24 protein-coding genes are annotated in these 20,358 nt (G+C 72.2%); 11 read left to right on the top strand and 13 right to left on the bottom strand.

All coding sequences use genetic code 11. The features are described 5' to 3' along the window. Window positions 1-52 precede the first annotated feature (52 nt). Together ACGFJ7_RS27880 and ACGFJ7_RS27885 are read right to left on the bottom strand one after the other, a co-directional pair. Window positions 53-739, bottom strand: a complete 687-nt coding sequence (locus ACGFJ7_RS27880; RefSeq protein ID WP_392644609.1) for an alpha/beta hydrolase — start codon at window positions 737-739, stop codon at window positions 53-55. Between the two features lie 126 nt (window positions 740-865). Continuing rightward, entirely contained in the window at window positions 866-1,846 is a 981-nt protein-coding gene (locus ACGFJ7_RS27885; protein WP_360255447.1) for a YafY family protein, read from the bottom strand. Window positions 1,847-1,907: 61 nt separating this feature from the next. On the opposite strand from ACGFJ7_RS27885, the gene ACGFJ7_RS27890 reads away from it, so the two are divergent. From ACGFJ7_RS27890 to ACGFJ7_RS27900, 3 genes are read left to right on the top strand one after another with little or no spacing between them, the layout of a single operon-like run. Next, on the top strand, window positions 1,908-2,303 hold the full coding sequence (locus ACGFJ7_RS27890) for a VOC family protein (RefSeq protein ID WP_360255445.1): 396 nt from the start codon (window positions 1,908-1,910) through the stop codon (window positions 2,301-2,303). Beyond that, window positions 2,300-3,484 (top strand): SMI1/KNR4 family protein, encoded by a 1,185-nt coding sequence (locus tag ACGFJ7_RS27895; protein WP_392644612.1) that lies wholly within the window; start codon window positions 2,300-2,302, stop codon window positions 3,482-3,484. Before ACGFJ7_RS27890 ends, ACGFJ7_RS27895 begins: the two co-directional genes overlap by 4 nt. 52 nt (window positions 3,485-3,536) lie before the next feature. After that, entirely contained in the window at window positions 3,537-5,525 is a 1,989-nt protein-coding gene (locus ACGFJ7_RS27900; RefSeq protein ID WP_392644614.1) for a SpoIIE family protein phosphatase, read from the top strand. Between the two features lie 148 nt (window positions 5,526-5,673). On the opposite strand, the gene ACGFJ7_RS27905 is transcribed toward ACGFJ7_RS27900, so the two are convergent. From ACGFJ7_RS27905 to ACGFJ7_RS27915, 3 genes are all read right to left on the bottom strand, one after another. Continuing rightward, entirely contained in the window at window positions 5,674-6,186 is a 513-nt protein-coding gene (locus tag ACGFJ7_RS27905; RefSeq protein WP_360255439.1) for a GAF domain-containing protein, read from the bottom strand. Further along, window positions 6,176-6,475, bottom strand: coding sequence for a hypothetical protein (locus ACGFJ7_RS27910; RefSeq protein WP_360255437.1), 300 nt, complete (start codon window positions 6,473-6,475; stop codon window positions 6,176-6,178). Before ACGFJ7_RS27910 ends, ACGFJ7_RS27905 begins: the two co-directional genes overlap by 11 nt. Window positions 6,476-6,565: 90 nt before the next feature. After that, a complete protein-coding gene (locus tag ACGFJ7_RS27915) occupies window positions 6,566-7,444 on the bottom strand; it encodes an oxidoreductase (RefSeq protein WP_392644616.1) in 879 nt (292 codons plus the stop codon). A 90-nt stretch (window positions 7,445-7,534) separates the two neighbouring features. On the opposite strand from ACGFJ7_RS27915, the gene ACGFJ7_RS27920 reads away from it, so the two are divergent. Next, on the top strand, window positions 7,535-8,107 hold the full coding sequence (locus tag ACGFJ7_RS27920; protein WP_360255431.1) for a helix-turn-helix domain-containing protein: 573 nt from the start codon (window positions 7,535-7,537) through the stop codon (window positions 8,105-8,107). Here ACGFJ7_RS27920 and ACGFJ7_RS27925 read toward each other — a convergent pair. The 7 genes from ACGFJ7_RS27925 to ACGFJ7_RS27955 form a co-directional block, all read right to left on the bottom strand. Then, the gene (locus ACGFJ7_RS27925) at window positions 8,104-9,129 is read right to left on the bottom strand and encodes a methyltransferase (protein WP_392644618.1); all 1,026 of its coding nucleotides are present in this window, start codon (window positions 9,127-9,129) and stop codon (window positions 8,104-8,106) included. The genes ACGFJ7_RS27920 and ACGFJ7_RS27925 overlap by 4 nt on opposite strands. Next, window positions 9,126-9,572, bottom strand: a complete 447-nt coding sequence (locus ACGFJ7_RS27930) for an SRPBCC family protein (RefSeq protein WP_360255427.1) — start codon at window positions 9,570-9,572, stop codon at window positions 9,126-9,128. The genes ACGFJ7_RS27925 and ACGFJ7_RS27930 overlap by 4 nt, the downstream gene beginning before the upstream one ends. Window position 9,573: 1 nt before the next feature. Continuing rightward, window positions 9,574-9,828 carry an acyl carrier protein gene (locus ACGFJ7_RS27935; RefSeq protein WP_360255424.1) on the bottom strand — a complete coding sequence of 85 codons (255 nt, stop codon included), beginning with the start codon at window positions 9,826-9,828 and terminating at the stop codon, window positions 9,574-9,576. Continuing rightward, window positions 9,828-11,021: a ketosynthase chain-length factor gene (locus tag ACGFJ7_RS27940; protein WP_360255519.1), complete on the bottom strand. Its 1,194-nt coding sequence runs from the start codon at window positions 11,019-11,021 to the stop codon at window positions 9,828-9,830. Before ACGFJ7_RS27940 ends, ACGFJ7_RS27935 begins: the two co-directional genes overlap by 1 nt. Window positions 11,022-11,050: 29 nt before the next feature. Continuing rightward, window positions 11,051-12,310, bottom strand: a complete 1,260-nt coding sequence (locus tag ACGFJ7_RS27945; protein WP_360255422.1) for a beta-ketoacyl-[acyl-carrier-protein] synthase family protein — start codon at window positions 12,308-12,310, stop codon at window positions 11,051-11,053. Next, a complete protein-coding gene (locus ACGFJ7_RS27950; protein ID WP_392644620.1) occupies window positions 12,307-12,735 on the bottom strand; it encodes a cupin domain-containing protein in 429 nt (142 codons plus the stop codon). Before ACGFJ7_RS27950 ends, ACGFJ7_RS27945 begins: the two co-directional genes overlap by 4 nt. A gap of 103 nt (window positions 12,736-12,838) precedes the next feature. Then, complete coding sequence (locus ACGFJ7_RS27955) at window positions 12,839-13,369, bottom strand: PadR family transcriptional regulator (protein ID WP_360255418.1); 531 nt, start codon at window positions 13,367-13,369, stop codon at window positions 12,839-12,841. Between the two features lie 89 nt (window positions 13,370-13,458). On the opposite strand from ACGFJ7_RS27955, the gene ACGFJ7_RS27960 reads away from it, so the two are divergent. From ACGFJ7_RS27960 to ACGFJ7_RS27990, 7 genes are read left to right on the top strand one after another with little or no spacing between them, the layout of a single operon-like run. Beyond that, on the top strand, window positions 13,459-13,782 hold the full coding sequence (locus ACGFJ7_RS27960) for a TcmI family type II polyketide cyclase (RefSeq protein WP_360255416.1): 324 nt from the start codon (window positions 13,459-13,461) through the stop codon (window positions 13,780-13,782). Continuing rightward, window positions 13,779-14,108, top strand: a complete 330-nt coding sequence (locus ACGFJ7_RS27965; RefSeq protein ID WP_392644622.1) for an antibiotic biosynthesis monooxygenase family protein — start codon at window positions 13,779-13,781, stop codon at window positions 14,106-14,108. Before ACGFJ7_RS27960 ends, ACGFJ7_RS27965 begins: the two co-directional genes overlap by 4 nt. Beyond that, a complete protein-coding gene (locus tag ACGFJ7_RS27970; protein WP_360255411.1) occupies window positions 14,105-15,016 on the top strand; it encodes a thiamine pyrophosphate-dependent dehydrogenase E1 component subunit alpha in 912 nt (303 codons plus the stop codon). Before ACGFJ7_RS27965 ends, ACGFJ7_RS27970 begins: the two co-directional genes overlap by 4 nt. Further along, on the top strand, window positions 14,998-16,008 hold the full coding sequence (locus tag ACGFJ7_RS27975) for a transketolase C-terminal domain-containing protein (RefSeq protein WP_360255408.1): 1,011 nt from the start codon (window positions 14,998-15,000) through the stop codon (window positions 16,006-16,008). The genes ACGFJ7_RS27970 and ACGFJ7_RS27975 overlap by 19 nt, the downstream gene beginning before the upstream one ends. After that, window positions 16,005-17,129: a 2-oxo acid dehydrogenase subunit E2 gene (locus ACGFJ7_RS27980; RefSeq protein ID WP_392644624.1), complete on the top strand. Its 1,125-nt coding sequence runs from the start codon at window positions 16,005-16,007 to the stop codon at window positions 17,127-17,129. Before ACGFJ7_RS27975 ends, ACGFJ7_RS27980 begins: the two co-directional genes overlap by 4 nt. Continuing rightward, complete coding sequence (locus ACGFJ7_RS27985; RefSeq protein ID WP_360255404.1) at window positions 17,122-17,523, top strand: VOC family protein; 402 nt, start codon at window positions 17,122-17,124, stop codon at window positions 17,521-17,523. The genes ACGFJ7_RS27980 and ACGFJ7_RS27985 overlap by 8 nt, the downstream gene beginning before the upstream one ends. Before the next feature lie 54 nt (window positions 17,524-17,577). Further along, on the top strand, window positions 17,578-19,359 hold the full coding sequence (locus tag ACGFJ7_RS27990) for a multicopper oxidase family protein (RefSeq protein WP_360255402.1): 1,782 nt from the start codon (window positions 17,578-17,580) through the stop codon (window positions 19,357-19,359). Window position 19,360: 1 nt separating this feature from the next. Here the strand turns inward: ACGFJ7_RS27990 and ACGFJ7_RS27995 are convergent, their stop codons facing one another. Then, window positions 19,361-20,245 (bottom strand): NmrA/HSCARG family protein, encoded by an 885-nt coding sequence (locus ACGFJ7_RS27995; RefSeq protein WP_360255399.1) that lies wholly within the window; start codon window positions 20,243-20,245, stop codon window positions 19,361-19,363. Between the last annotated feature and the right edge of the window lie 113 nt (window positions 20,246-20,358).

Raw genomic sequence — 20,358 nt, forward strand, 5'->3', positions numbered from 1 at the left:
GCCGCCGGACTCGTCTCGGCCACGGCCCTGTTGCTCTCGGCTTGGCGTGCGATCAGCCGGGACCGTTGAGGCCGGGACCGTTGAGGAAGGCCACTGTGTCCGCCGGCACGGTTCGGGCGGCTGGGGTTCGCAACTTGAACTGATACTCGTGGCCGAGGCCGGCGCCGGGCCAACAGCGGGACGTCACGGCGACCCCGTGCGCCCGCAGCGCCGATTCCAGCTCCTGAGCCTGCGGCTGGAAAGGGTCGGCGTCGCCGACGGTCAAATACACCGGTGGGTACGCGGTTGTCACCTGCCGGGTCGTCGACAGCTCGTCGATGCGCGGAAATCGCGTCCAATCGCACTCACCGGTGTAGGACCACAAGAAAGTGCGCAGGGCCGGAAACCCGGTCGATCCCACGGTAGCCATGTCATAAAGGCCGCAGAACAAAAGGACCAGTCGGGCCGCCAGCGCCGGATTAGTCGGCACCGCCGAACACCGCGGCAGGGCCCCACCGAACCGGGAGGCGTTCGCCGTCAGGTAGGACAGGGCAGCGGTGCCCTGCTCGACCGGCACGGGGTAGCGGCGGCCGGGCGCCAGCGAGTATTCGAGGCTGGCCACCACGAACCCGCGGTCGGCGAGCACGGTGTCGTAGTCGGCGACCTGCCGCCGCGATCCGGAGACGTACCCGCCGCCGTGCACCCACAGCACGGCGGGCCGCGGCGCCGCGGCCGTCACCGGCCGGTAGACGTCGAGCATTGGGCCAACCGCGACGATTTCGGGCAGGGCGTCCAACCGGGGTGGGTGCCACCGACACCGGTTACCTGTGGCGGATGGCGCGCCCGCCGCCCGGCCGCCCGGGCGGCCGGAACGAACAGAATGCGCTTACCGCGTCGATCGGTCGTCGGGCTGAGCCGCGACGACGTACCGGTCGGCCAGGGCCCGCAGGAAGTCGCGTAGCTCCGGCGGTTCCAGCACGGTGAACGGCGCCTCGAACTTGCTCAGGTAGGTCACCAGGTCGTGCAGCGAGTCCGCGCCGGTCGCCAGTTCGCACTCGTCGGCGCCGAGAGGCGTGATCCGGCCTGACGTCGGCGTGCTGCGTTCGGCGATCACGGCGGCCGGCGCGGCGAACCGGATCCGCACCCGGTAGCGGAACGGGGCGGCCGTCACCCCCCGGAGCACGTGCGCGGCAGCGTCGCCGCCCGGCGGCTCCCGCGGGACGAACCGGGGGGCCGGAGAATCCTGGGGGAGCGGCGTGATCCGGTCGGCGCGGAACGTCCGCCAGTCGCCGCGGTCGGTGTCCCAGGCCAGCAGGTACCAGCGGCGGCCCGTGTAGACCAGGGTGTGCGGCTCCACGTCGCGCACGCTGCCCTCACCGCCGTGCGCCGAGTAGGCGAACCGCAGTCGCTCGTGGCCGTGGGCGGCCGACGCGACGCGGGTCAGCGTGTCCAGGTCAACGGTCGGGCCGCCGCCGGCCGCCGACACTGTCGCTGACCGCAGCGCGTCGACCCGCGGTCGCAGCCGGCCGGGTAGCGTCCGCTCGAGCTTGGTCAGCGCCCGCAGCGAGGCGTCCTCGATCCCGGCTACGCTGCCGGCCGCCGCCGCCCGGAGCCCGACCGCCACCGCGACCGCTTCGTCGTCGTCGAGGACCAGCGGCGGCAGCGCGCTGCCGGGACCGAGCCGATACCCGCCGCCCGGGCCGGTGGCGGAATCGATCTGGTATCCCAACTGCCGCAGCCGGTCGACGTCACTGCGCACTGTGCGGGTCGTCACCTCGAGGCGGGCGGCCAGCTCGGGGCCCGCCCACTCGCGCCGCTGCTGCATCAGGGACAGCAGCCGCAGCAGCCGTACGGACGTCTCCAGCATTGTCCGATTCTAAGTCGATTGAGGAAGCTCTCCTTCCGCAACAGCCCGTAGCGTCGCCGGTATGACTCTTCGCGGCATGGCCACTGTCAACTATTTCGCCGCCGACTGGGCGGCCGCCCGGGACTGGTACACGCAGGTCATCGGCGCCGAGCCGTACTTCCTGCGGGACGGCTACGCCGAGTGGCGCGTCGGCGACCATCAAGCCGAACTCGGGCTGATCGACGCGCGTTTCCGGCCGCCGGGCACCCCGACCGGGCCGGTCGGTTCGGTTCTCTACTGGCACGTCGACGACCTCGACGCCGAGCTGGCCCACCTGGTCGAGCTCGGCGCCACGGTGAACGAGCCGGCGCGGCACCGCGGCGGCGGGTTCGTCACCGCCACCGTCGTGGACCCGTTCGGCAACCTGTTCGGCATCATGGACAACCCGCACTACCTCGAACTGGTGGAGGGCAAGTGACCGATGATCCCGCTGCGGCTCTGTCCGGCGACGAGAGGCGCGCGGCCGCCGAGGCCGGGATCGCGGTCTACGCCGGCCGGCTCATCCTGGACGCGCGGCCGCCGGTCACCGACGCGGTTCTGGCCGCGGTCGCCGAGCACTGTGCCGGGCCGCTGCCCGCGCCGCTGGCCGACCTGTGGCGGATCTCGTTCGGGGGCAGCCTCCACTACGACCTGCGGGCCGAGTTCGGTGAGAACGAGGTCGCGCTGTCACTGCGGGAGTTGTTCTACCCGGACAGCGACGACTACCAGGACCTGTGGGGCTGGATCGAGCACGAGCGGGAGCTGATCGGCGGCGCCCGGCTGTCCTACCTGCCGTTCGGCGGTTTCGAATATCTGGACCGCGTCTACGTGGGCACCGCCGACGGGCCGGGGCACGGGACGGTGGTGTGGTGGCAGCAGGGGCTGCCGGCCGGGTGGGAGCTGATCGAGGGCGACCGGGCCGCGCCGCTCGCCGCCGACCTGCCGGCGCTGTTCGACCGGCTGGTGCTGGAACGCGACCCGTGGGAGAGCGACGACGGCGGCACGGAGCTGCGCGAGGCGGTCGAGGAGCTGGGTCAAAGCGATGACCCGCGGGCGCGGGCGGCCGCGGACAAGCTGCGCCGCCTCGTACAGCAAACGGTCCTTGATTGGCGAAGTGCGCTGCGGGACGGCACCATCGCCGGGCAGCGTCGGCTGCGGCGTCTCGCCCTGGACCGCGCCGCCGCCGGTGACGACCTCGGCCTGATGCGGGAGCTGGTGGCCCGCGGCTGCGATCCGGCCGAGCCCGTCCGCAACGGTCTGACGCCGATCGACATCGCCCTGGCCGGCCGGGGGCTCGCCGTCGCGACGTGGCTGCTGGAGCGGCAGGTGCCCGTCGGCAACACCCTGCGGGTCGGTGCGCACGCCGTGGACCTCGGACTGGCCGGGGAACTGCTCCGCCGTGGCGCGACGGTCGACGCGTCGGCGGTGGCGGCGGCGGCGAAGAATCCGGACGTGGCGGTGGTGGAACTGCTGGCACGGGCCTTGCCGCCGGAAAGCGACCGGCCGCAGTGGCTCATCCGCCGGCTCCGCGAAAGCGCGGCGGTGGCAGGCGAGGGGCAGCGATCAACGGTGCTGAACCGGATCGCCGACGCGCTGACGGCCGCGCCGCCGGCCGCGTGAATCCACCCATCGGAGGTGTCCAGGCGCGGAGCACGCTGCGATGATGGCTGCCATGCGGGATGCGCAGTTACTGGCGATGCTGGACACCGACCCGCAGGGGTGGGCGTTGGCTCGTTCGGTGCGTGACGACGGCGGCATCGTGGACTTCACCCTCGTCTACATCAACGAGGCCGGCTGCCGTCTGGTCGGCCGTCCCCGGGAGGAGATGGTCGGGCGCCGCTATCGGCAGCTGTGGCCGGAGACGGTGAACGACGGGACCCTGCAGCTGTACTGCACGGTGGTGGAGACGGGTGAGCCGGCGACCCGGACGGTGTACTACGACCGGTCGTCGGTCGCCGGGCATTTCGACATGCGGGTCGGCCCGTACGACGACGGCTTCATCGTCCGTTTCGTCGACCTGCGCCAGGTGACGGTGTCGCCGCGATCGGCGGCCGGCGCCCGGCTCTACGACATGCTGGACGCCGCCTTCGACGGCTTCACCGTGCTGCGGCCGGTCCGCGACGCCGACGGCGCGACCGTCGACTTCATCTGCGACTACGTCAACCAGCTCGGCGCCAAGCTGACCGGGCGGTCGATCGAGGACACCATCGGGCGCCCGCTGAGCGCCATCGCCCCGCAGAGTTTCAGCGACGGAATGTTCGAGCGCTACCGCACGGTGGCCGACACCGGCGAAAGCTGGCGGCAGGAGCTGACCTATCCGGCCATCGGACAGGTGTGGGAGGTCAACATCGGCCGGGACGGCGCCGGCTCGGTCGCGGTGTCCTTCCGGGAGATCACCGAACACATCGACCGCCAGCGGGAGCTGACCGCCAGCGTCACGCGGGCCGAAGCCTCGACCCGCCGGGCCCGCGCCCTGGAAAGCGTCACCACCGCGCTGGTCGCCGCCAGCACCACAGCGCAGGTATACGACGTCATCGGCTCCGTCCTGCAGCCCTCGGCCGGAGGCGCCGGCCTGGCCCTGCTCCTGCGGGAGGACAACCGCCTGCACCTGCGCTACCACTCCGGCTACGAAGACGACGTCGTCGCCCACCTGCGCGACCTTCCCCTGGATCATCCGTATCCGGCCACCGAGGTCACCCGTACCGGCCAGGCACGCTTTCTCGCCTCCCTCGCCGAATTCCAGCAGTCACAGTCCGCGGCGGCCGCCCCGGTTCCGCCGGGCGGCCGGCACGCGTGGGCCTTCCTGCCGCTCGCCGTCGCCGGCGACGTGCTGGGCACCCTGGTGGTCGGCTACCACGACCCGCGCGACTTCGACGGCGACACCCGGTCCACCCTCACCGCACTGGCCGCCATCAGCGCCCAGGCCCTGCAACGGGCCCTGCTGTTCGAGACCAGCCTGTCCATCGCCACCGAGCTGCAACACGCCCTCCTGCCGGCGCGGCTGCCCACTGTGCCGGGCCTGCGCAGCGCGGCGCGCTACCTGCCGTGGACCCGCGGCGCCGAGGTCGGCGGCGACTGGTACGACCTCACCCGGCTCCGCGACGGTGTGGTCGGCGTCGTGGTGGGCGATGTCGCCGGCCACAACACCGCGGCGGCGGCCGTGATGGGACAGGTCCGCGATGCCATGCGCGCGTACGCCCTCGAAGGCCACCCGCCGGCGGAAGTCATGCGCCTGACCAACGACATGGTCCGCCGCATGTGCCTGGACACCATCGCCACCTGCTGCTACCTGGAACTCGACATCACCACCGGCCGAGGCGCCGGCGTGCTCGCGGGCCACCCGCCACCCCTGGTCCGCGACGGCGACACCGTCCACCCGCTCCCGCTGCCCGCCGCCCCGCCCCTGGGCGCCCTGGAATCACCGAGTTACAGCGACACCTCCTTCGGCTACCCGCCGGCGGCGACCCTGCTGCTCTACACCGACGGCCTGGTCGAAGACCGCCGGCATCCGATCGACCTCGGCCTGGGCGAACTGTGCGCCGCGCTGCGCACCGCTCCGGCCAGCGACCCCGGCGACGTACTCGACCACATCTTGGCCAGCGACGTCGGCCCCCGCACCCGCCGCGACGACATCGCCCTGCTCTGCCTGGTGAACGCTTGAGCTCCCTCTGACGTCGGCCGCGGGGTCGCCGGAGGTGGGCCGCGTTTGTCAGCGTCCGCGCCCGGCAAGGCCGTCATCCTCGCCGAGATCGACGCCTACCTCGACAAGGCGCGGCGATGAGCCACGACGCGTGGCACCTGCGGTGCTGTCACTCGTCCTGGTGCCGGCGGAACTGTTGCAGCACCGCCGTGACCTCCTGCGCGCTTTCCCGCAGTTGCTCGATCTCCGCTTCCGTGTATGCGTGCTCGGCCAGGCCGACAACGCAGTGGGTGCCCACCACCTCATCGTCGATCACCAACGGCACTCCCGCGTAACTGCGTGCCCCGTCGACCACGACGAGAGGATTCGTGCCGTGCCGGGGATGACCGGCCAGATCGGGGTAGTTGTGCGCCCGGCCGGAGGTGATCACCTCGGTGCAGAACGACCACTCGGCCGGGGTGCCCCCGACCTCCCTGATCCACGGCGGCAGCCCGAAGGAGCCGGCGTAGAACTGGGTGATGTCCGACTGCAGCGTCACCATGCTGACCGGGGCGCCGAGCCGGTGGGCCGTCCGCTCGGCGAGACGGTCGAGCTGTTGCCGCAACCCCGGGTCGTCGAAGTCGATGTCGGCCACGACCTCCAGCCGGCGGCGCTGGGCGAGGGGGGCGTCGTCACTCGGCATGGGCCCGCGCCAGTTGGTCGTAAGCCGCGATGCGGACTTGCAGGCCGCGCGCACACAGCCGGATCAGCGGTTCCGCTGTCGTCATGACCGCGAGGACCCGGTCGAGCGCCGCGGCCGAGGTCTCGGCACCGGTCAGTCCGGCGGCGAACAGCAGGGTTCGCCAGATGTCTTCCGAGTGCGGCCCGTACATCCCGTGCAAGGCGCGATGCGCTTCTTCCAAGGTCGGACGCGCCAATCGGTAGGGGCCCGTCTCAGGCGAGCCGGGCGGCGTGCCGGTGGGGGCAGTCATGGACTTCATCGTCTCCGGCTACAGGTCGGCGTGTGATGGGCACCCACCTTCACGGTAGGCGCGTCCTCGAGAAGTGGGAGTGCGAATGCCCTATGACGCCTGACCGGTGGCCGGGGCGAGCGGAAACCGTACGCCGGTCAGCTTCTCGGACACCGACCACAGGCGCGCCGCCAGTTGCTCGTCGCGGGCGGTCGCGGAGCGGTTGATCAGTTCCGGCTCGCCGATCATGTGGGCGAAACGGCTCGGGCCGGTGAAGCTGTCGCCGGGCAGGTCGGCGGTGGCGGCGTAGAGGACGGGCAGCGCACCCTGCTCCGGGCTCTGCCCCAGGGTGCGGACGATGAACCGGCTGATCGGGCCGGCCTCGGTGTAGATCTCGGTGCGCACCAGGCCGGGGTGCGCCGCCATGGCCCGCACCGGTGAGCCGGTCGCGTCCAGGCGGCGTTGCAGTTCCGCGGTGAACAGCAGGTTCGCCAGCTTGGACCGGTTGTAGGCGGGGGACTGCTGGTAGGGGCGGCGCTCGTCGTTCGGGTCGTCCAGGTCGAGGCGGCCCATGCGCTCGGCCTGTGACGACAGGTTCACCACCCGGCCGGTGACCTGGGGCAGCAGCAGGTTGGTCAGGGCGAACGGCCCGAGATGGTTGGTGCCGAACTGCGATTCGAACCCGTCGGCGGTGCGGCGCAGCTCCCGCGCGGTGATGCCGGCGTTGTTGATCAGCAGGTCGATCGGAGCGGACCAGGCGTCGGCGAACGCCCGTACGGACGACAGGTCGGCCAGGTCGAGCCGGCGCACCTCGGTGCTGCCGGTGATGGTGCGGGCGGCCGCGTCGCCCTTGCCGGTGTCGCGGACGGCGAGCACGACCCGGGCCCCGGCGGCGGCCAGCGCGCGGGACGTGGCCAGGCCGACGCCGGAGTTGGCGCCGGTGACGATCGCGGTCCGGCCGGTGAGATCGGGGAGGGTGAATGCGGCCATGGGTGGGGCTCCGTTCAGCACGTGATTGCACTCGGTGGCATCACCGTACAGCGATGATGCCACCGAGTGCAATCACGTAGGCTGTGACCCATGGCGAGATGGGAACCCGGGACGTTCGAACGCCTGCGAACGGCGGCGCTGACCCTCTTCGACGAGCAGGGCTTCGAGAAGACGACGGTCGCCCAGATCGCCGAGCGGGCCGGGATGAACCGGCGGACCTTCTTCCACCACTTCGCCGACAAGCGGGAGGTGGTCTTCGCCGGCCAGGAGCAGTCCGAGGACCTGATCGCCGCCGAGATCCGCCGCCAGAGCGCCGGAACGGACCCGCTGCACGCCGCCGTGGCCGGGCTGCGGGCCGTCTCCGACCAGATCTACGAGCAGTTCCGCGACGGCTCGGTCCTGCTCGGCCGGGTCATCGCCGCCAGCCCGGAGCTCCAGGAACGCGAGCTGGTCAAACGGTCAACCCTGGCCGATCGGATCGCCGCCGCGCTGCGCGAGCGCGGTACGGCCGAGGCGGCCGCGACCGTGGCTGCCTGGACCGCCGTGGCGATCTTCTTCGTCGCTCGCAACCAGTGGAACCAGCCGGGCAACCAGCGCACCCTGGCCGACCTCATCGCCACGACGCTGCGGGACTTCCTGGGCGCCGCCCGGTTCGCACCCTAGGAAAGGGGGCGGCACTCCAGAACGGTCCATCGGCCGACCGGGGGAGTGGTCACCAGTTCGAGACCGGCGCCGGCGAACAGGCTCCGCCACGCGGCCAGCGTCCGCTCCCGGCCGCCGAAGACCAGCATCATGTCGATGTCGAGGAACTTGGCGTGGTCCCACTCGTTGGGCTCGCCCATCACCTGTTCCAGGACGAACAGGCGGGCGTCGGCGCGGTCGGCCATCGCGGTGCGGACGCGGCGCAGGAGGGCCGCCGCCCGGTCGTCCGGCCAGTTGTGGAGGATCCCGCGGAGCACGTACGCGTCCGCTTCCGGCAGGGGATCGGCGAAGAAGTCACCGGCGGCCAGGGTGACCCGGTCGGTCACCCCGTGCTTGTCGAGGACGGGGGCGGCCGCCTCGAGCACCGGGCCGCGTTCGAACAGCACGCCGCGGGCGTCGGGGCGGCGTTTCAGGGCCTCGGCCAGGAAATGACCCTGGCCGCCGCCGATGTCGGCGATCGTGGCGAACCGCTCGGGCCGCATCGCGTCCAGGTGGGACGGGGTGAGCCGCAGGTTCATCTGGGTCATGGTGCCGTCGAAGAAGGCCTCCTGGTCCGGATGGGCGGCCAGATGGTCCCAGAGCGGCCGGCCGAACTCGTGGTCGAACGCCCGTCCGCCGCCGGTCGCGGTGTGCAGGATCGAGGCGTACGACCGCCAGATCGTCGGCGCCGCGCTGTAGAGCACCAGGGCCCGGATGCTGTCGCGGGTGTCCGAGCGCAGGCCGTCGGCCAGCGGGGTCAGCGCGAACCGGTCGTCGCTCTCCGCCTGGAAGATGCCGACGCCGGAGGCGGCCACCAGCAGGCGGCGCAGCGCGTCCGGGTCGGCGCCGGAGGCGGCCGCGAGCTCGGTCACCGGGCGCGGGCCGGCGGCGAGGTGGTCGGCCACGCCGAGCGCGCACAGGGCGTGCACGATGCCGGCCAGCCGTACCCCGCCGGCGAGCAGGAGCAGGCGCTGGTTGTGCAGGTCCTGGGGGCCGGTGGTCACGCCGCCTCCTCGAGGATCGTCCTGATCCGCTCCTGCTGCACCTTGGTGTTGCGGTTCAGGTACTCGGTCATGCCGGCGTCGTCGGTGTGCGCGCCCGGTTTCATCTCGAAGTCCTGGATCCAGCGCATGCGTACGCCCTCGGGCTCCTGGTGGAATTCCCACCGCAGGTTCATGTACGTGAAGGGGCCGGTCTCCACCCGGAAGGCCCGCACCGACCGGGTCTGCGGGTCGGGCGTGCGCTCCGACACCCAGCTCCACACCCGTCCCTGCTCGTCGGGGTGCATCACCAGCCGGAACCGGATCGTGTCGCCGTCCTTGGCCAGGATGGTCGTCTCGGCGTACTCGCTGAACAGCGACGGCCAGGACTCGACGTCGTTGGTGCGGTCCCAGACCAGGTCCATCGGCGCCTTGATGAGGATGCTGTTGTCGGTGTGCCCGCTCATGTCACGCCCCCTTCAGCCGCGCGTTGACGTATTCCACGGCGGTGCGGGGCGTCTTCATCTCCACCACCGCGTCGTCCGGGATGGTGATCTTGAGCTGCCGCCCGATCCGCGTCGACGCCTCGATCAGCGCCAGCGAGTCGTAGCCGAGCTCGTAGAAGGGCAGGTCGAGCACCTCGTCGTTCCAGGCGCCGGTCTCCGGCGCGCCGGCGGCGTCCTCCAGCACAGCGCCCAGGTCTTCCAGGGTGAACGTGGTCATCATCGGTCCTTTCCGGGGTGTGACAGCACGGCCGCGGCGGTGAATCCGCCGTAGCCGCGGGCGAGTACGAGAACGGTGCTGATCGCCGCCGGCCGGGGCGCGCCGGTGACCAGGTCGATGTCCAGCCGCGGGTCGACCCGGACCCCGGCCGCGGCCGGGATGACCTGGTCGCGCAGGCAGAGCAGCGCGGTCACCAGGTCGAGCACGGCCCCACCGGCGTACAGGCGGCCGGTCAGGGCCTTGGGCGCGGCCACCGGCACCGGGCGCCGGAACACCTCGCGGATGGCCGACGCCTCGGCCCGGTCCAGCTCCGGCGTCCCCACGGCGTCGGCGAAGACCACGTCGACGTCGCCGGGGCCGAGGCCGGCGTCGTCGAGCGCGCGCCGGGCGACGCGGGCCAGGACGGGCGGCCGCCCGGAGCCCGGTGGCGGATCGAAGCCACAGGCGTAGCCGGTCAGCGCGCCGTAGATCCGGGCGCCGCGGGTGGTGGCCGAGTCGTACGGCTCCATGACGAGCATCGCCCCGCCCTCGCCGGGCAGGAAGCCGTTGGCGTCGGCGTCGAAGGGCAGGTAGGCCCGCGACGGGTCGGTGCGGGTGCTGAGCAACCCGGTGCGCAGCTGGGTGATGAAACCCCACGGGCACAGCGACGCGTCGGTGCCGCCGGTCAGCACGACGCGGGCGCCGTTGCGCAGCACCCGCCGCGCCTGCCCGGCCGCGTCGAGTCCGCCGGCCTGCTCGGTGGCGACCACCCCGCAGTTGCCCTTGAACCCGTGCCGGATCGACACCTGGCCGGTGTTGGCCGCGTAGAACCACGCGATCGACTGGTACGCGCCGACGTAGTCGGACCCGCGCGACCACAGATTCTCCAGCTCCCGCTGGCCGAACTCGAAGCCGCCGGAGGAGTTGGCGGTCACCACGGCACGCTCGAACTCGGGCACTGTCGACAGGTCGAGCGCCGAGTCGTTCAGCGCCCCCTCGGCGGCGGCCAGCGCGAACTGCGTCATCCGGTCGGTCTGCGGTACGAGCCGCGGCGGCACCAGCACGGTCTCGTCGAAGCCGCGGACCTCGCCGGCCAGCCGGACCGGGTAGCCGGAGGCGTCGAAGCGTTCGATCGGGCCGATGGCCGGGGTGCCGGCCAGGGTGGCGGCCCAGTGCTCCTCGACACCGATGCCGGTCGGCGCGACGACGTCCATGCCGGTGACGACGGCGGTGCCGGCGGCGATCACGAGTCCACCCGGGCCAGGACGGCCGCGCTCTGGAACCCGCCGAACCCGCTGCCCACGCAGAGCACCCCGTCCACCTGATGGTCGCGGGCGGTCAGCGGGACGTAGTCGAGGTCGAGCTCGGGGTCGGGCACGTGCAGGTTGGCGGTGGGCGGCACGACGTTGTGCTCGATGGCCAGCGCGCACGCGACCAGTTCCAGGGATCCGATGGCGCCGAGCGAATGGCCGATCATCGACTTGATCGAGCTGACCGGTACGTCGTACGCCCGCGCCCCGAGGGACCGCTTGAACGCGTTGGTCTCGTGGACGTCGTTCTGCTTGGTGCCCGAACCGTGCGCGTTGATGTAGTCGATGTCGCCCGGGTCGAGCCGGGCCTGGTTCATCGCCACCCGGATCGCCTCGGCCATCTCGGTGCCGTCGGGGCGCAGGCCGGTCATGTGGGTGGCGTTGGCCCGCCCGGCGAAGCCACGCAGCTCGGCGTAGATGTGCGCGCCGCGGGCCCGGGCCGCCTCCAGCTCCTCCAGAACCATTACCGCGCAGCCCTCACCCAGGACGAAGCCGGCGCGCCGCTTGTCGAAGGGTCGCGAGGCGTGCTCGGGGTCGTCGTTCTCCGGGGAGGTGGCCCGGATGGCGTCGAAGCAGGCGACCGAGATGGGGGAGATGGGCGCGTCGGTGGCGCCGGCGACGACAACGTCGGCCGAGCCCTCGAGGATGAGTTCGCGGGCGTGGCCGATCGCGTCGAGGCCCGACGTGCAGCCGGTCGAGGTGACCGAGACCGGGCCCTCGGCGCCGGCGTCCCAGGCCACCTCGGCGGCCAGCGTGCTGGGCACGTGGTAGCCGTAGATGTGCGGCACGGCGTAGTCGTGGTCGACCGTCCACTTGCGACCGGCGTCGCTGACCACGACGTACTCGCTCTCCAGGCCCATCGTGCAGCCGCAGGCGCTGCCGATGCTCACCCCGACGCGCCCGGGATCGCCGGCGGTCAGGTCGACCCCGGCGTCGGCCACGGCCTCCCGCGCGGCGACCACGGCCATCTGCGCGGTACGGTCCATCCGGCGTACCTGCTGCGGGGTGAGCCCCTCGCGGGCCGGGTCGAAGTCGGCCTCGGCGGCCATCCGGGAGCGGAACGGCGACGGGTCGAAGAACGAGATGGGCCGGGTCGCCGAGCGGCCGGCCGTGAGCAGCTGCCAGAACGCCTTGACGCCGGGATCGCCCGGTGCGACGGCGCCGAGCCCGGTGATCACCACCCGCCGGCTCATCGCGGGCCTCCGACGCGCGGCAACTCGCCGGCCGGGTTCGGCACCGGTTCGGTGTCGACGTGTCCCAGGTCGGGGCGAGGCGCCAGCGGCGACACGTGGAAGACGGCCAGGGCCTCGTCGCCGCCCGGGTTGACGAACCGGTGCCGCTGACCGCGCCGCACCATGAGCGCCTCGTCGGCCGCCAGCCGGATCTTCTCGCCGTCCACGGTCAGCTCGAGAACGCCGCGGACCAGATAGAGGAACTTGTCGGAGTACGGGTGGTACTGCTCGGCGACGTACTCGCCGGGGGCCAGGGTCAGCGTCCCGCCGAATCCGTCCGTCGCGTCGACTGTGCGCGGGCTGAGCAGGACGCGGATCTCGCCGCCCTGCCGGGTTGTCGGCGCCACGTCGCGGGCCGCGATCTTTCGTGCGGCGGCTGTCGCCATCGATGGTCTCCTGTCATGGGACGGGGGACGGCCGGCGAGCCCGGCCTTCCCCGACGCTGACAGTTGTGGCTAGAGCCCCGATCGACGCGAGCTGGAGGACGGTTCACTCGCCGAGGGCGGCCAGCAGCTCCTCGTGCCATTTGAGCTCGGCCTCGAGCCGCAGCTCGGTGTGCCGGAAGGACAGGACCTCCAGACCGCGGATGTACGGCTCGGCCGCCGCGTGCAGGCTCTTCCACGACTCGATGGTGGCCCGGACCGTCCGCAGGCGGTCCTCCACCATGGCCCGCAGCAGCTCGGCCGGCATGTCGAAGGTCGACTGGAGCGCGAGGTCGACCGGATCCGGCGTCAGCCGGCACTCGCGCAGCGCCTCGTCGCGCTGGGCCTCGAACTCGCGCCGCCCGATGTCGGTGAGCGCGTACACGGTGCGGGCCGGGCGGTTGCCCGCCTGCTCGGTCCGCACGGCCTCGATGACCTGGTCGTTCTCCATGCGGTGCAGGGCGCCGTACAGGGACCCGGCCTTGATGTCGGTCCACAGGTCGGTGCGGTCGACCTGGGCCGCGAGGCGGATCTGGTGGCCGTACATCGGTCCGCCCTTGGCCAGGGCGCTGAGGATGAAGAGGCGAGTGCTGTTCACCGCAACAGTGAAGCACTAGTCGCTCTTTACCCAGGCTCGAGAGCCGCCTGTCAGCGTCATGGCGAGGCGAAACCCGAGGAGGTCCCCCCGTGCGTTATCAGGCTTTGATGGTCCGCCGCTTCGACCCGGCCGACGCGGACGCCGTCGCCGGCGTCTTCGCCGACCACGACGCGACCGGGCTGCCGGCCCGGCTCGGCGTCGCGCAGCGGACGCTGTTCCACTACCAGGGGCTCTACTTCCACCTGGTGCAGTCGGACGTCGACTTCCTTCCGCGGCTCTACGACGCCCGCAACGACGCCCTCATCCAGGACATCGACGCCAAGTTGCGGGGCCTGCTGCGGCCGTACCGGGAGAACGAGCCGGCCATGGCGCAGTCGCAGGCGACCTCGTTCTACCAGTGGCACGCGTCATGACGGCCGAGGGCGGATACCGGGTGCTCATCCGGATGGAGATCGAGCCGGGCGCGGGGCCGCGCTTCGAGCAGGCGTGGCGCGAGATGTCGGCGATCGCGCAGGGGCACCCGGCCAGCCGGGGCCAGTCGCTGTCGCGGGTGGCCGACGAGCCGGACGTGTACTACATCGTCACCGACTGGGCCGACGAGGCCGGCTTCGCCGACTTCGCGGCCAGCGACGGGCACGCCGTGGGTGGCCGCAAGCTCAAGGAGCTCCGCCGCGGCGGATCCCGCACGGCGATGTCGGTGGTGCAGCGGGTCCCCGGTCAGGTGCCGAGCGCGCCGTGACGACTCCGACGCTCGACGACGACCTGGATTCGCTGCTGCTCATCCGGCACTTCGAGCAGCGCCTGCTCGACCTGTTCGCGGCCGGCGAGCTCAACGGCACCACGCACACCTGCCTGGGCCAGGAGCACGTGCCCGTCGCACTGAGCGCGCTGCTGGCCGAGGGCGACTTCGTGCTCAGCAACCACCGCGGCCACGGCCACTACCTGGCCCGCTACGACGACCCGGCCGGGCTGCTGGCCGAGATCATGGGCCGGCGGGGCGGCGTCTGCGACGGTGTCGGCGGCAGCCAGCACCTGTTCCGCGACGGCTACCTGTCCACCGGCGTGCAGGGCGAGAGCCTGCCGGTCGGTGTCGGCATCGCGCTGAGCCTGCGCCGGAGCCGGCCGGGCTCGGTGGTGGTGGCCTACATCGGCGACGGGACGTGGGGCGAGGGCGCCGTCTACGAGGCGCTGAACATGGCCGCGCTGTGGCGGGCCCCGCTGATCGTCGCGGTCGAGCACAACGGCATCGCGCAGACCACGCCGACCGAGGCCCACCTGGCCGGCACCATCGGCGGCCGCTGCGCCGGGTTCGGCATCCGGCACCGGCTGATCGAGGGCAACGACGTGGCGGCGATCCGGGCCACCCTCGCGCCCGCGGTGTCCCTGGTGCGCGCCGGCGGCGAGCCGCTGGTGATCGAGTTCCGGGCGCACCGGCTCGGCCCGCACAGCAAGGGCGACGACACGCGCACCGAACAGCAGCTCGAGGCGGCCCGCCGGGCCGACTGGTATCCGCGCCTGGCCGCGGCGGCGCCGGAGTCCTTCGCCGCGGCGGACCGGCGCCAGCGCGACCGGGTGGCGGCGGTGGTCGACGACGTCCGGGCGCGACCGGTATCGGAATGGAGGCGGCAGTGGCCGGCGAACGAGTAGTCGAGGCACTCAACCGGGGGCTGCACGACCTGCTGGGCCGGGACCCGGGCACCGTGCTGCTGGGCGAGGACGTGCTGGATCCGTACGGCGGCGCGTTCCGCGCCACCAAGGGCCTGTCCACCCGGTTCCCCGATCAGGTGCTGTCCACGCCGATCAGCGAGAACGGCATCGTCGGGGTGGCCAACGGCCTGGCCCTGACCGGCCGGCGCGTGCTCGTCGAGATGATGTTCGGCGACTTCCTGCTGCTGGCCTTCGACCAGATCGTCAACTTCGCCGCCAAGTCGGTGTCGATGTACGGCCGCCGGGTGCCCCTGCGCACGGTCGTGCGCTGCCCGGTCGGCGGCGGCCGCGGCTACGGGCCGACGCACAGCCAGAATCCGCAGAAACACCTGATCGGCGTCCCGCACCTGGCCCTGGCCGAGATGTCGGCCTTCCACGATCCCCGGCACGTGCTGGCCGACCTGCTCGACCGCGGTGAGCCGGCGGTGTTCTTCGAGGACAAGATCCTCTACACCCAGCCGGTCCGCGGCGAGGGCCGGATCGACCGGCTCTGGGTGGCCGAGCTGCCGGCCGGCCCGCTGGGCCCGGCCGTGCTGACCACCGACCGGCCCGACACGCTCGACTGCCTGATCGTCTGCCCGGGTGGCGTGGCCGGCCGGGCCATGCGGGCGGGCGCCGAGCTGCTGCTGCGGCACGAACTGGAGACCCAGATCATCGTGCCCTCCCGGTTGTGGCCGTTCGACACCAAAGCGGTGCTGGACGCGGCCGGCCGGGCCGCTGTGGTGTGCGTCGTCGAGGACGGGCCGGCCGGCGGCGGCTGGGGGACGGCCGTGGCCCACGAGCTGCACACCGCTCTGTGGGGCCAGCTGAGCCGGCCGGTGGTGACGGTGGCCGCCGAGCCCGAGGTCATCCCGACCGCGCCGCACCTGGAGGAGACCGTCCGGGTCGGCCCGGAGAAGATCGTGGCCGCGGTACGGGAGGCGGTCCGATGACCGACATCGTCGTCCCGAAGGTCAACACCAACGACGAGTCGTACGTCCTGACCGACTGGCTCTTCGCCGACGGGCAGGAGGTGCCGGCGGACGCGGCGGTGGCCGTGCTGGAGACCTCCAAGGCCACCCACGAGCTCGTCGCCGAGCAGGGTGGCGTCCTGCACCGCCTGGTCGCCGAGAACGCCGAGTGCAAGCAGAACGACGTCATCGGGCGGCTGTTCGCCTCGGCCGCCGAGCGCGACGCCTTCCTGGCCACCGAACGGACCGCTCCCGAGGCCGCCGGGCCACCGGCCGACGGCCTCATCACGGACGCGGCGCGCGAGGAGGCCGGGCGGCACGGCATTGCCGAGTCCGAACTGCTGGCGCTGGGTGGCGTGGTCCGCGTGGGCGACGTCCGGCGCCTGGTCGCCGAGCGGGACGGCACGGCCGACCGGGTACGCCCGCTGAGCCGCCACGAACAGGCGGTGGCCGCGGTGGTCTCCGAGGCACACGCGACAGTGCCGGCCGCCTTCACCGCCGTCAAGGTGTCCGCCGACCGGCTGCGCGACGTGCCGCCGGCCCGTCCGGCCGAGGCGGTCATCAAGGCGATCCGGCAGGCGTACGACGAATTCCCGCTCTTCTTCGGCCGGCTGCGCGAGGGGCGGGAGGTGGTGCTGCCGGACCGGATCGACATCGGCGTCACCATCGACGCCGGGCACGGGCTGTATCTGGCCACCGTGCCCGACCCGGCCGGGCTCTCGCTGTCCCAGGTCGCCGAGACGCTGGACCGGCACCACCGGTCGGCCCTGACCGGATCGTTCCTCCAGGCGGACCTCGACGGCAGCTGCATCGGGTTGTCGGTGAACACGTACACCGATGTCGCCCTGGTCGTGCCGTTGATCTTCCCGCCGCACGTGGCCATGGTCTCGATCGGCGGCCCGCAGCGCGAGCTGACCCTGGACCGCGACGGCCGGCCGGTCACCCGCACCGTCTTCACCCTGGGCGTCGCCTACGACCACCGGGTGCTGGGCGGCCGGGACGCCGTCCGCTTCCTCAAGCATCTCAAGGCGAGCGTGGAGAACCGCGACCGCTTGCAGCAATGGACCACCACGCCGAACGCCAAGGAGGCCACCGATGACTGAATCGACCCCGCCCAGCCCGCAGTACGACGGCATCTTCACCCCCTGGCTCGCGGTCACCGACATGGACCGCTCGATCGAGTGGTACCAGCGGGTGCTCGGCTTCGAGATCGAGTTCCGGGCCGACGACAAGGTCGGCTGGTGCGAGTTCGTCACGCCCACCAAGGACGTCTACCTGGGGCTCTACCGGATGCCGGGAGTGGCACCGGGCGGCGGGGCGATGCCCACTTTCGGGGTGCGCGACCTGGCCGCCGAGCGGGCCCGCCTGACCGAGATGGGTGTCCGCATCCAAGGCCCCGACCAGGTCATTCCCGACCTGATCTCGTTCCTGACCTTCCTCGACCCGGACGGGAACGCGCTGATGTTCTGCCAGGTTCTGCACGAACCGCGCCACTGACGCCCGGCGTATACTCATACACGACTAATCGCGTACGAGTAAGGATGCCGGTTCATGGGTGATCGTTACGGCTGGGCCCACCTCGTCTGGCGGGCTTTCGAGATCGCCTGTGTCGTCGGGGCCCATCTGGTCCTGCTGGGCCGGCTCGCACGTCGTGCCTGGTCCGCCGCCCGCGAGCGACTGCGCCGGCGGCGGACCCCGGGCGGCGCCGACCACAGCGAGGTGAATGTCGTCGTGTTCGAACCCACTTTCGGCGAGAAGGCCGCCCGGCTGGTCAGCCGGCGGCACGCGCTCAGCGTCGGCGTGCTGGCCGTGACCGCGGGCGCCGTGGTCCTGACGAACAAAGGCTGTGCCGACACGCCCAGCTCCGGCAGGCCCAGCTCCGGCACGCCCACGTCGGACGCGCACGGCCGGCGCGGCGCCGGCCCGAGCGAGTGGGTGCCGCCGCGCAACCCGCCGAAGGCGAGCCCGCCGGTCGCGCATTTCACGCTGCCCTTCGTGGTCCCGCCGGTGCAGCGGCCGGTTCGCGACGACGCCGGCGGCACGTACTACGCCATGACCCAGCGCGAGGCCTCGATCGAGATCATCCCCGGCTTGCGGACCCCGATCATGGGGTACGAGGGGGTCTTCCCGGGCCCGACGATCATGGCCCGGTCCGGGCGGCCGACGATTGTCGACCACACCAACCGGCTCGCCGTGCCGGTCGCCGTCCACCTGCACGGGGGCAAGAACCCGCCCGGGGAGGACGGTCACCCGACCGACCTGATGGCGCCCGGCACCTCGCGCCGGTACACGTATCCGACCGATCAGCGCGGCGCCACGCTGTGGTACCACGACCACCGTCTCGACTTCACCGGCCCGCAGGTCTACCGGGGCCTCGCCGGGTTCCACATCATCCGCGACGCGGTCGAGGACTCGCTGCCGCTGCCGGCCGGCGCCAAGGACGTGCCGCTGCTGGTCACCGACCGGCTCTTCGAAGCCGACGGCGCGATGTACTACCCGAGCTCCGACCCGACGTTGCGGACCCCCGGGCTCTACCCGTGGGCCATGAACGGGCAGTACGGCGACACCGCCCTGGTCAACGGCGTGCCCTGGCCGCGCATGGAGGTCAGCGCGACGAAATACCGCTTCCGCGTCCTCAACGCCTCCAACGCCCGCCACTGGGACATCACGCTCGACCCGCCCCCGCCGTCGGGCGACCCGTTCGTCCAGGTCGGCAGCGACGGCGGGCTGCTCTCCTCGCCGGTGGCGCTGCGCAACATCGTGATGTCGCCGGCCGAGCGGTTCGATGTGGTCATCGACTTCGGCCTCTACCCGGTCGGCACCCGCGTCGTCCTGCGCAACAACGACCGCACGGTTCCGCAGATCACCGAGCTGATGTGCTTCGACGTGGTGCGGCGGGAGACCGAGACGGCCACCGTCCCGTCCCGGCTCGCCCCGCCGCTCGACCTGCCCGATCCCGCCGACGCGGTGGGGATCCGTCACTTCGACTTCACCCGCCGCGCCGACGGCATGTGGGGCATCAACGGCGCCATGTTCGACGACCGGCAGAGCCTGGCCGCGCCGGCCCTGGGCAGCACGGAGATCTGGGAGTTCACCAGCGACGTGGCCCATCCGGTGCACCTGCACCTGGTGCATTTCCGGGTTCTGTCGCGGTCACGGCCGCAGAGCCCCGAGCCGTGGGACGGCGGCTGGAAGGACACCGTCCGGGTCCGGCCGGGCGAGACCGTGCGGATCGTCAGCCGGTTCGAGGGGTGGCGTGGCAAGTACGTCTTCCACTGTCACAACCTCGAGCACGAGGACATGATGATGATGGCCAACTTCACCGTGCAGTGACTCACCAGGCCGGTTGCCGGCTCATCACCTCGTCCCAGTCCTGCCGGCCGGCCCACTGCTCGAAGGTGTGCCAGCCGACCTCGGGGAACTCGGCGTGCAGGGCGGCCGCGTCTGTGTCGAAGCCGCCGTTCTCGAACCAGATGAACATCTTGGCGACGTCGTCACCGCCGTAGCGGCGCAGCTCCTCGACCGTGTTGCGGGTGTAGGCGATCGGGCGCTGGACGTGCTTGGTGAGCAGCTCGGCCAGCGCCGGGCCGGTGGTGACGTCGGAGACCAGGTCGACGCGGCGCCCCGCGAAGCGGCCCGGGTCGGCCAGCACCAGCGAGACGAAGCCGGCGATGTCCTCCGGGTCCACGTACTGCAGGGTGCGGTCGGGGCTCAGGGGCATCACCAGCTTGCCCTCGCGCAGCCCGGCCACGGTCTGCGCGCTGCTGACGACCTCCATGAAGACGGCCGGCGCGACGATGGTCCACGGCACGCCGAGGCCGCGCAGGTGCTGCTCGACCCGGTGCTTGCTGTCGAACCAGCTGATGCCGGTGCCCTTGTCCGCGTTCGCGGCCGAGCTGTAGACCAGATGCCGCACCCCGGCCGCCGCGGCCGCGTCGAGCAGGGTGATCGCCTGGCGGGTCTCGCCGTCGGGGCCGGCCTCGAGCGGCGTGCCCATCGCGAAGACCACGTCGACGCCGGCCAGGGCGCCGGGCAGCGAGGCCGGCTCGGTGAAGTCGCCGGTCACCAGCCGGGCTCCCCGGCCGGCCAGCTCCCGCGCCGGCGCCGAGTCGGGCTTGCGGGTGAGCGCGGTGACGGTGTGCCCGTCGGCGAGCAGCCGGCGGGCGACGGCGCCGCCCTGAAGCCCGGTGGCGCCGGTGACCAAGACGCTGAAAGCCATGCGTGTCTCCTCCATGAGTGTTTGGGTTTCACTGTGGTCGCCGCCGGTCGCGGCCCACTCGACGCCGGCTAGGGCCGCCGGAGATGCACCGGCACCCGTTCCGGGGGAATGGA

Origin of the sequence: Actinoplanes sp. NPDC048988, from assembly GCF_043197815.1 — a bacterium.
Lineage (GTDB): Bacteria > Actinomycetota > Actinomycetes > Mycobacteriales > Micromonosporaceae > Actinoplanes.

What these genes read in the sequence shown, in the direction of transcription:
- ACGFJ7_RS27930 (WP_360255427.1), bottom strand. Translation starts at nt 9,572, where the DNA reads ATGAGCGGGCACACCGACAACAGCATCCTCATCAAGGCGCCGATGGAC.
- ACGFJ7_RS27905 (WP_360255439.1), bottom strand. Translation starts at nt 6,186, where the DNA reads ATGCCGAGTGACGACGCCCCCCTCGCCCAGCGCCGCCGGCTGGAGGTC.
- ACGFJ7_RS27965 (WP_392644622.1), top strand. Translation starts at nt 13,779, where the DNA reads ATGACGGCCGAGGGCGGATACCGGGTGCTCATCCGGATGGAGATCGAG.
- ACGFJ7_RS27950 (WP_392644620.1), bottom strand. Translation starts at nt 12,735, where the DNA reads ATGGCGACAGCCGCCGCACGAAAGATCGCGGCCCGCGACGTGGCGCCG.
- ACGFJ7_RS27940 (WP_360255519.1), bottom strand. Translation starts at nt 11,021, where the DNA reads ATGGACGTCGTCGCGCCGACCGGCATCGGTGTCGAGGAGCACTGGGCC.
- ACGFJ7_RS27890 (WP_360255445.1), top strand. Translation starts at nt 1,908, where the DNA reads ATGACTCTTCGCGGCATGGCCACTGTCAACTATTTCGCCGCCGACTGG.
- ACGFJ7_RS27980 (WP_392644624.1), top strand. Translation starts at nt 16,005, where the DNA reads ATGACCGACATCGTCGTCCCGAAGGTCAACACCAACGACGAGTCGTAC.
- ACGFJ7_RS27910 (WP_360255437.1), bottom strand. Translation starts at nt 6,475, where the DNA reads ATGACTGCCCCCACCGGCACGCCGCCCGGCTCGCCTGAGACGGGCCCC.
- ACGFJ7_RS27920 (WP_360255431.1), top strand. Translation starts at nt 7,535, where the DNA reads ATGGCGAGATGGGAACCCGGGACGTTCGAACGCCTGCGAACGGCGGCG.
- ACGFJ7_RS27985 (WP_360255404.1), top strand. Translation starts at nt 17,122, where the DNA reads ATGACTGAATCGACCCCGCCCAGCCCGCAGTACGACGGCATCTTCACC.
- ACGFJ7_RS27990 (WP_360255402.1), top strand. Translation starts at nt 17,578, where the DNA reads ATGGGTGATCGTTACGGCTGGGCCCACCTCGTCTGGCGGGCTTTCGAG.
- ACGFJ7_RS27995 (WP_360255399.1), bottom strand. Translation starts at nt 20,245, where the DNA reads ATGGCTTTCAGCGTCTTGGTCACCGGCGCCACCGGGCTTCAGGGCGGC.
- ACGFJ7_RS27885 (WP_360255447.1), bottom strand. Translation starts at nt 1,846, where the DNA reads ATGCTGGAGACGTCCGTACGGCTGCTGCGGCTGCTGTCCCTGATGCAG.
- ACGFJ7_RS27880 (WP_392644609.1), bottom strand. Translation starts at nt 739, where the DNA reads ATGCTCGACGTCTACCGGCCGGTGACGGCCGCGGCGCCGCGGCCCGCC.
- ACGFJ7_RS27900 (WP_392644614.1), top strand. Translation starts at nt 3,537, where the DNA reads ATGCGGGATGCGCAGTTACTGGCGATGCTGGACACCGACCCGCAGGGG.
- ACGFJ7_RS27915 (WP_392644616.1), bottom strand. Translation starts at nt 7,444, where the DNA reads ATGGCCGCATTCACCCTCCCCGATCTCACCGGCCGGACCGCGATCGTC.
- ACGFJ7_RS27935 (WP_360255424.1), bottom strand. Translation starts at nt 9,828, where the DNA reads ATGACCACGTTCACCCTGGAAGACCTGGGCGCTGTGCTGGAGGACGCC.
- ACGFJ7_RS27945 (WP_360255422.1), bottom strand. Translation starts at nt 12,310, where the DNA reads ATGAGCCGGCGGGTGGTGATCACCGGGCTCGGCGCCGTCGCACCGGGC.